The organism is Lentzea indica (assembly GCF_012184385.1).
Classification (GTDB): domain Bacteria; phylum Actinomycetota; class Actinomycetes; order Mycobacteriales; family Pseudonocardiaceae; genus Lentzea; species Lentzea indica.
The window spans coordinates 1-6,012 of record NZ_VSRL01000387.1 but is presented as its reverse complement, the minus strand read 5'-3'; the positions used below and the strand labels follow the sequence as shown (position 1 = coordinate 6,012).

13 protein-coding genes are annotated in these 6,012 nt (G+C 65.5%); all 13 read right to left on the bottom strand.

Annotated elements, in window-relative coordinates:
- Positions 1–633: 633 nt before the first annotated feature.
- The 13 genes from rplO to rplP all read right to left on the bottom strand — a co-directional run bounded on the left by rplO (position 634) and on the right by rplP (position 5,846).
- The gene (rplO, locus tag FXN61_RS46590) at positions 634–1,074 is read right to left on the bottom strand and encodes a 50S ribosomal protein L15 (protein WP_167980210.1); all 441 of its coding nucleotides are present in this window, start codon (positions 1,072–1,074) and stop codon (positions 634–636) included.
- Positions 1,071–1,256, bottom strand: a complete 186-nt coding sequence (gene rpmD / locus FXN61_RS46585) for a 50S ribosomal protein L30 (protein ID WP_167980209.1) — start codon at positions 1,254–1,256, stop codon at positions 1,071–1,073. The genes rplO and rpmD overlap by 4 nt, the downstream gene beginning before the upstream one ends.
- A 2-nt stretch (positions 1,257–1,258) precedes the next feature.
- Positions 1,259–1,867 carry a 30S ribosomal protein S5 gene (rpsE, locus tag FXN61_RS46580; RefSeq protein WP_053733140.1) on the bottom strand — a complete coding sequence of 203 codons (609 nt, stop codon included), beginning with the start codon at positions 1,865–1,867 and terminating at the stop codon, positions 1,259–1,261.
- 34 nt (positions 1,868–1,901) lie between these two features.
- Positions 1,902–2,303, bottom strand: coding sequence for a 50S ribosomal protein L18 (gene rplR, locus FXN61_RS46575; RefSeq protein ID WP_167980208.1), 402 nt, complete (start codon positions 2,301–2,303; stop codon positions 1,902–1,904).
- Between the two features lies 1 nt (position 2,304).
- Positions 2,305–2,844 (bottom strand): 50S ribosomal protein L6, encoded by a 540-nt coding sequence (gene rplF, locus FXN61_RS46570; protein ID WP_167980207.1) that lies wholly within the window; start codon positions 2,842–2,844, stop codon positions 2,305–2,307.
- 12 nt (positions 2,845–2,856) lie between these two features.
- A complete protein-coding gene (gene rpsH / locus FXN61_RS46565; RefSeq protein WP_030473454.1) occupies positions 2,857–3,255 on the bottom strand; it encodes a 30S ribosomal protein S8 in 399 nt (132 codons plus the stop codon).
- A gap of 124 nt (positions 3,256–3,379) precedes the next feature.
- Positions 3,380–3,565, bottom strand: coding sequence for a type Z 30S ribosomal protein S14 (locus tag FXN61_RS46560; RefSeq protein ID WP_030473455.1), 186 nt, complete (start codon positions 3,563–3,565; stop codon positions 3,380–3,382).
- A gap of 4 nt (positions 3,566–3,569) precedes the next feature.
- Positions 3,570–4,133 (bottom strand): 50S ribosomal protein L5, encoded by a 564-nt coding sequence (gene rplE / locus FXN61_RS46555; protein WP_167980206.1) that lies wholly within the window; start codon positions 4,131–4,133, stop codon positions 3,570–3,572.
- A 2-nt stretch (positions 4,134–4,135) separates the two neighbouring features.
- Positions 4,136–4,450, bottom strand: coding sequence for a 50S ribosomal protein L24 (gene rplX / locus FXN61_RS46550; protein WP_045309812.1), 315 nt, complete (start codon positions 4,448–4,450; stop codon positions 4,136–4,138).
- Between the two features lie 2 nt (positions 4,451–4,452).
- Entirely contained in the window at positions 4,453–4,821 is a 369-nt protein-coding gene (gene rplN, locus FXN61_RS46545; protein ID WP_030478306.1) for a 50S ribosomal protein L14, read from the bottom strand.
- Positions 4,822–4,906: 85 nt separating this feature from the next.
- Positions 4,907–5,188: a 30S ribosomal protein S17 gene (rpsQ, locus tag FXN61_RS46540; protein WP_167980205.1), complete on the bottom strand. Its 282-nt coding sequence runs from the start codon at positions 5,186–5,188 to the stop codon at positions 4,907–4,909.
- Positions 5,185–5,427: a 50S ribosomal protein L29 gene (rpmC, locus tag FXN61_RS46535; RefSeq protein ID WP_086669033.1), complete on the bottom strand. Its 243-nt coding sequence runs from the start codon at positions 5,425–5,427 to the stop codon at positions 5,185–5,187. The genes rpsQ and rpmC overlap by 4 nt, the downstream gene beginning before the upstream one ends.
- Positions 5,427–5,846: a 50S ribosomal protein L16 gene (gene rplP / locus FXN61_RS46530; protein ID WP_030473461.1), complete on the bottom strand. Its 420-nt coding sequence runs from the start codon at positions 5,844–5,846 to the stop codon at positions 5,427–5,429. The genes rpmC and rplP overlap by 1 nt, the downstream gene beginning before the upstream one ends.
- Between the last annotated feature and the right edge of the window lie 166 nt (positions 5,847–6,012).

Here is a 6,012-nt window from a genome sequence, read left to right as displayed (position 1 = left end):
CAAGGACTCCACAACTCCACCGAGCCAGAGTGCTCACCCACCAGCGGCCACAGGCCGAGCCTGCCAGAAACGGCCGGCTCAGCACTCATTAGCCGAGCCGCTTTTCACACACAACGCGGGTGGGGTGGTCCCGTCACGAGTCGTGCTGGGGTTGTTGCCGCGCCCAGGGAGGAGGGTCAAGTCGACACGCTTTTCGTCGACTTGACCCTCCTCCTCGGGTGTGGCTGCCTTCGAGTGCGACTCGTGACGGGACCACCCCACGCCAAACGCAACCCACCTACGCAACAGAAAGCCGCCCAACGCAACCGGCGTGCCATCTACCCGCGCGCGGCGCTGGACAGGTCTTTGATCAGATTGGCGGGGTCTGGGGCAGCGCCCCAGGAAACGCAAACAACCGCCAGCCAAACAACGCAACGCGCCCACCTACGAACAACAAACCGGCAGCCGCCAACGAAACAGGGAGACGGCCTACGTACCAGACGCGCCCAACCAACCAAGGCGCCCCACCGCACCAGACACGCCACCAGCAACACAGAGACGCCAACACACCAAACGCACCCAGGACCCGCAAACAAGGCCAAAGGGCCCCGAGGCAAAGCCTCAGGGCCCTTCAGACACGTTCCAAGCAGAACGTCACGCCACGGTGGAAGACCCACCAGCAGCAGCCAACTTCTCCACAGCGGTCTTGGAGAACTTGTTGGCGGTGACGTCGAGCTTGACGCTGACATCACCGTTGCCCAGCACCTTGACGAGCGAGCCCTTGCGGACCAGCCCGGCCAGCACCAGCGCGGCAACGTCGACCGAACCACCCTCGGGGAACGAGGCGGCGATGTCGGAGACGTTCACGACCTGGTACTCGGTGCGGAACGGGTTCTTGAAGCCCTTGAGCTTCGGCAGCCGCATGTGCAGCGGCATCTGGCCACCTTCGAAGCGCGGCGAGACGTTCTTGCGAGCGCCCGTGCCCTTCGTACCGCGGCCGGCGGTCTTGCCCTTGGAGCCTTCACCACGACCAACGCGGGTCTTGGCGGTCTTGGCTCCGGGGGCGGGACGCAGGTCGTGAATCTTGATGGTCACGACTGGACCTCCTCAACAACCACCAGGTGACGCACGGCGTGGATCAAGCCGAGCACCTGGGGGGTGTCCTCACGCACGACCGACTGGCGGATCTTGCGCAGCCCGAGGGTGCGCATCGACTCGCGGTGGTTGTGCTTCGTACCAATGGTGCTCTTCACCTGGGTGATCTTCAGCTGAGCCATGATCACACCCCCTGGCCCGCGCGAGCGCGGATCATGCCGGCGGGAGCCACGTCCTCGAGGGGCAGGCCACGACGGGCCGCGACCTCTTCCGGACGCTGCAGGCCCTTGAGGGCCGCCACGGTCGCGTGCACGATGTTGATCGCGTTGTCGGAGCCCAGGGACTTCGACAGCACGTCGTGCACGCCGGCGCACTCGAGGACGGCGCGGACAGCGCCACCCGCGATGACACCGGTACCGGCCGAGGCCGGACGCAGCAGGACCACACCAGCGGCCTTCTCACCCTGGATCGGGTGGGGGATGGTGCCGGCGATGCGAGGCACGCGGAAGAAGTTCTTCTTCGCTTCCTCGACACCCTTGGCGATGGCCGCGGGAACTTCCTTGGCCTTGCCGTAGCCGACGCCGACCATGCCGTCGCCGTCACCGACAACCACGAGGGCGGTGAAGCTGAAGCGACGACCACCCTTGACCACCTTGGAGACGCGGTTGATCGCAACCACGCGCTCGAGGTGGGGGGTCTTCTCCTGGGCCGCGCCGCCGCGGCCGCCGTCACGACGGTCGCGGCGCTCTCCGCGCTCGCCCCCGCCGCCTTCGCGACGCGTACGTCCTGGCATCAGGCGTCCCTCTCAATTCCAGTGATCATCATTGTCAGAACTCCAGCCCCGCCTCGCGAGCGGCATCCGCCAGAGCAGCGATCCGGCCGTGGTACGCGTTGCCACCACGGTCGAACACGACCGTCGTGATGCCGGCGTCCTTGGCACGGGCCGCGGCCAGCTGGCCGACCTTGGCCGCACGGGCCTTCTTGTCGCCGTCCAGGGCACGGACGTCGGCCTCCATGGAGGAAGCGGACGCGACCGTGTGGCCCTTGAGATCGTCGATGATCTGCACGGTGATGTGCTTCGACGACCGGTGCACGACCAGGCGCGGACGCTCGGCGGTGCCGTTGACCTTCTTGCGGAGGCGGAAGTGGCGACGGGCCTTCGCAACACGACGCCTGGTGGAGATGTCCTTGCCCACCGGCTTGCGCTTCGTAACAGTCGACTCGCTCATGTCACTTACCCGTCTTTCCGACCTTGCGACGGATCTTCTCGCCCGAGTACCGGACGCCCTTGCCCTTGTACGGGTCGGGCTTGCGCAGCTTGCGGATGTTGGCGGCGACCTCACCGACCAGCTGCTTGTCGATACCCGAGACGGAGAAACGGGTCGGGGTCTCCACCGCGAAGGTGATGCCCGCGGGGGCCTCGACCTTGACGGGGTGGGAGTAACCGAGCGCGAACTCGAGCTCAGAGCCCTTGAGCGCGACGCGGTAACCGACGCCGTGGATTTCCATCTTCTTTTCGTAACCCTGGGTCACACCGACGACCATGTTGTGCACCAGCGTGCGCGACAAGCCGTGGAGCGCGCGGTTGCGGCGCTCGTCGTTCGGGCGCTTGACCTCGAGAGTGCCGTCCTCGGCCTTCTCCACGATGATCGGCTCAGCGAGCGTGAGCGTCAGGAGGCCCTTGGGGCCCTTGACGCTGACGTCCTGGCCGGCGATGTTCACGTCGACCCCGGAGGGGACAATGATCGGCTGCTTACCGATGCGCGACATGTCTACTCCCCCTTACCAAACGTAGGCGAGGACTTCTCCGCCCACGCCTGCCTTGTTGGCCTGGCGGTCGGTCATGAGACCACCAGAGGTCGAAATGATCGCCACACCGAGGCCACCGAGAACTCGGGGCAGACCGGTGGACTTCGCGTACACGCGCAGGCCGGGCTTCGACACGCGGCGGAGGCCGGCGATGCTGCGCTCCCGGTTCGGGCCGTACTTCAGCTCGACGACGAGGTTCTTCGCGACCTCGCCCTCCTCGTCGCGGTACGAGGCGATGTAGCCCTCGCGCTTGAGGATCTCGGCGATGTTGGCCTTCAGCTTCGAGTGCGGCATCACGACCTTGTCGTGGTAAGCCGAGTTCGCGTTGCGCAGACGAGTGAGCATGTCTGCGATCGGGTCGGTCATCGTCATGGTGACCTGGTCAACCTTTCTCGCTGCGGTTCCCCAGCTCAGGGTCCAGACCCGCCCTCCCCCAGAACGAGGGAGGGACAGGACGGTCGTGTGCGGGCCTACAGCGAAGTAATGGAGCTTTGAATTACCAGCTGGACTTGCTCACGCCAGGCAGCTCACCGCGGTGAGCCATCTCGCGCAGGCAGATCCGGCAGAGGCCGAACTTGCGGAACACCGCGTGGGGGCGGCCGCAACGCTGGCACCGGGTGTAACCCCGGACCTTGAACTTCGGCTTCTTCGCGGCCTTGTTGATCAACGCCTTCTTGGCCATCGACTCAGTTCTCCTTGAACGGGAAGCCCAGGAGCTTCAGCAGCGCCCGGCCCTCCTCGTCGTTCGTGGCGGTGGTGACGACGGTGATGTCCATGCCGCGAGGCCGGTCGATAGCGTCCGGGTCGATCTCGTGGAACATCGACTGCTCGTTCAGACCGAACGTGTAGTTGCCGTTGCCGTCGAACTGCTTGCCCGAGAGTCCGCGGAAGTCGCGGATACGGGGCAGCGCGATCGTCAGCAGACGGTCGAGGAACTCCCACATGCGGTCGCCGCGCAGCGTGGCGCGCGCGCCGATCGGCATGCCCTCACGCAGCTTGAACTGCGCGATGGACTTGCGGGCCTTGCGGACCTCGGGACGCTGGCCGGTGATGATCGAGAGGTCCCTGACGGCACCCTCGATCAGCTTGCCGTCACGGGCGGCGTCGCCGACACCCATGTTGACAACGACCTTCACGACGCCCGGGATCTGCATCACGTTGGCGTAGTTGAACTGCTTCTGCAGCTCGCCGGTGATCTCGGCGCGGTAGCGCGTCTTGAGCCGCGGGATGATCTTCTCTGCGGTGGTCATGATCAGATGTCCTTCCCGTTACGACGGGAAATGCGGACCCGCTTGCCCTCGTCGTTCGTCCGGTAACCAACACGGGTCGGCTTGCCGTCCGAGTCGACCACCATCACGTTGGAGACGTTGATCGGGGCTTCCTGGGTCACGATGCCACCGGACTGCGCGCCCCGCTGGGTCTGCGTGATCTTGGTGTGCTTCTTGATCCGGTTGACGCCCTCGACCAGGACCTTGCCGGTCTCCGGGTAGGCCTGGATGACCTTGCCCTTCGCGCCCTTGTCCTTGCCGGCGATGACGACGACCGTGTCGCCCTTCTTCACCTTCATGGTCAGAGCACCTCCGGAGCCAGCGAGATGATCTTCATGAACTTCTTGTCGCGCAGCTCGCGCCCGACCGGGCCGAAGATGCGGGTGCCACGGGGCTCGTTGTCGTTCTTGATGAGCACGGCGGCGTTCTCGTCGAAGCGGATGTACGAGCCATCCGGACGACGGCGCTCCTTGACGGTGCGGACGATGACGGCCTTGACGACGTCACCCTTCTTCACGCCGGCACCGGGGATCGCGTCCTTGACGGTCGCGACGATGATGTCACCGATGCCCGCGTAGCGACGGCCTGAGCCACCGAGAACACGGATGCAAAGGATCTCCTTCGCACCAGTGTTGTCGGCGACACGAAGCCGCGACTCCTGCTGGATCACTTACTTGCTCCTGACCATTCCTGGCCCGCCGGATTTCCGACCCGACGGGCTCGGTCTGTCTACGGTGTTCAATCCCCTTGGGGACTTACTTGGCCTTCTCGAGGATCTCGACGAGCCGCCAGCGCTTGGTCGCCGACAGAGGCCGGGTCTCCATGAGCAGGACGCGGTCGCCGACGCCGGCCGAGTTCTCCTCGTCGTGCACCTTCACCTTGGTGGTGGAGCGCATGATCTTGGAGTAACGCGGGTGCTTCTTGCGGTCCTCCAGCGCAACCACGATCGTCTTGTCCATCTTGTCGGACACGACGAGGCCCTCACGGACCTTGCGGTCGTTGCGCTTCTCGGTCTGGACTTCGTTGCTTTCGGTCATGCCGCACCCTCACCAGTGGATTCCGGCGAAGCGGAGAGCCCGAGCTCCCGCTCCCGCATCACGGTGTAGATCCGGGCAATTTCGTGCCGGACCGTGCGCAGCCGCCGGTTGTTGTCGAGCTGGCCCGTGGCCATCTGGAAGCGAAGGTTGAAGAGCTCTTCCTTCGACTCCTTCAGACGCAGCACGAGCTCTTCCTCGGTGAGCTCACGCAGCTCGGAAGCGGTAGTACCCGCTGCCATCAGAACTCACCACCCTCACGCGTAACGATGCGGCACTTCATCGGGAGCTTGTGGATCGCGCGGCGGAGCGCCTCGCGAGCAACCTGCTCGTTCGGGAAGGCCATCTCGAAGAGGACGCGACCCGGCTTGACGTTGGCCACCCACCACTCCGGCGAACCCTTACCGGAACCCATGCGGGTCTCGGCCGGCTTCTTCGTGAGCGGACGGTCCGGGAAGATGTTGATCCAGACCTTGCCGCCACGGCGGATGTGGCGAGTGATGGCGATACGAGCGGACTCGATCTGCCTGTTCGTCACGTAGGCCGGCTCCAGAGCCTGGATGCCGTACTCACCGAAGGTGACCTTCGTGCCGCCCTTGGCAGCACCCGACCGCTTGGGGTGGTGCTGCTTGCGGTGCTTGACCCTGCGCGGGATGAGCATGACTCAGCTCTCCGTCTTCTCTGCAGCAGCCGGAGCCTCGCTGGCCGCCGAAGCGTCAGCTGCGGCACGACCGGCCTCGGTGCTCGTCGCGGTGGTGCCGCTGGCACCGGAACGACGGGCCCGGTTCGGACGTTCGCCCACGGTCGCGGCGCGGGGCCGCGGTCGG

What these genes read in the sequence shown, in the direction of transcription:
- rpmD (WP_167980209.1), bottom strand. Translation starts at nt 1,256, where the DNA reads ATGGCTCAGCTGAAGATCACCCAGGTGAAGAGCACCATTGGTACGAAG.
- rpsE (WP_053733140.1), bottom strand. Translation starts at nt 1,867, where the DNA reads ATGCCAGGACGTACGCGTCGCGAAGGCGGCGGGGGCGAGCGCGGAGAG.
- rplR (WP_167980208.1), bottom strand. Translation starts at nt 2,303, where the DNA reads ATGAGCGAGTCGACTGTTACGAAGCGCAAGCCGGTGGGCAAGGACATC.
- rplF (WP_167980207.1), bottom strand. Translation starts at nt 2,844, where the DNA reads ATGTCGCGCATCGGTAAGCAGCCGATCATTGTCCCCTCCGGGGTCGAC.
- rpsH (WP_030473454.1), bottom strand. Translation starts at nt 3,255, where the DNA reads ATGACGATGACCGACCCGATCGCAGACATGCTCACTCGTCTGCGCAAC.
- FXN61_RS46560 (WP_030473455.1), bottom strand. Translation starts at nt 3,565, where the DNA reads ATGGCCAAGAAGGCGTTGATCAACAAGGCCGCGAAGAAGCCGAAGTTC.
- rplE (WP_167980206.1), bottom strand. Translation starts at nt 4,133, where the DNA reads ATGACCACCGCAGAGAAGATCATCCCGCGGCTCAAGACGCGCTACCGC.
- rplX (WP_045309812.1), bottom strand. Translation starts at nt 4,450, where the DNA reads ATGAAGGTGAAGAAGGGCGACACGGTCGTCGTCATCGCCGGCAAGGAC.
- rpsQ (WP_167980205.1), bottom strand. Translation starts at nt 5,188, where the DNA reads ATGACCGAAAGCAACGAAGTCCAGACCGAGAAGCGCAACGACCGCAAG.
- rpmC (WP_086669033.1), bottom strand. Translation starts at nt 5,427, where the DNA reads ATGGCAGCGGGTACTACCGCTTCCGAGCTGCGTGAGCTCACCGAGGAA.
- rplP (WP_030473461.1), bottom strand. Translation starts at nt 5,846, where the DNA reads ATGCTCATCCCGCGCAGGGTCAAGCACCGCAAGCAGCACCACCCCAAG.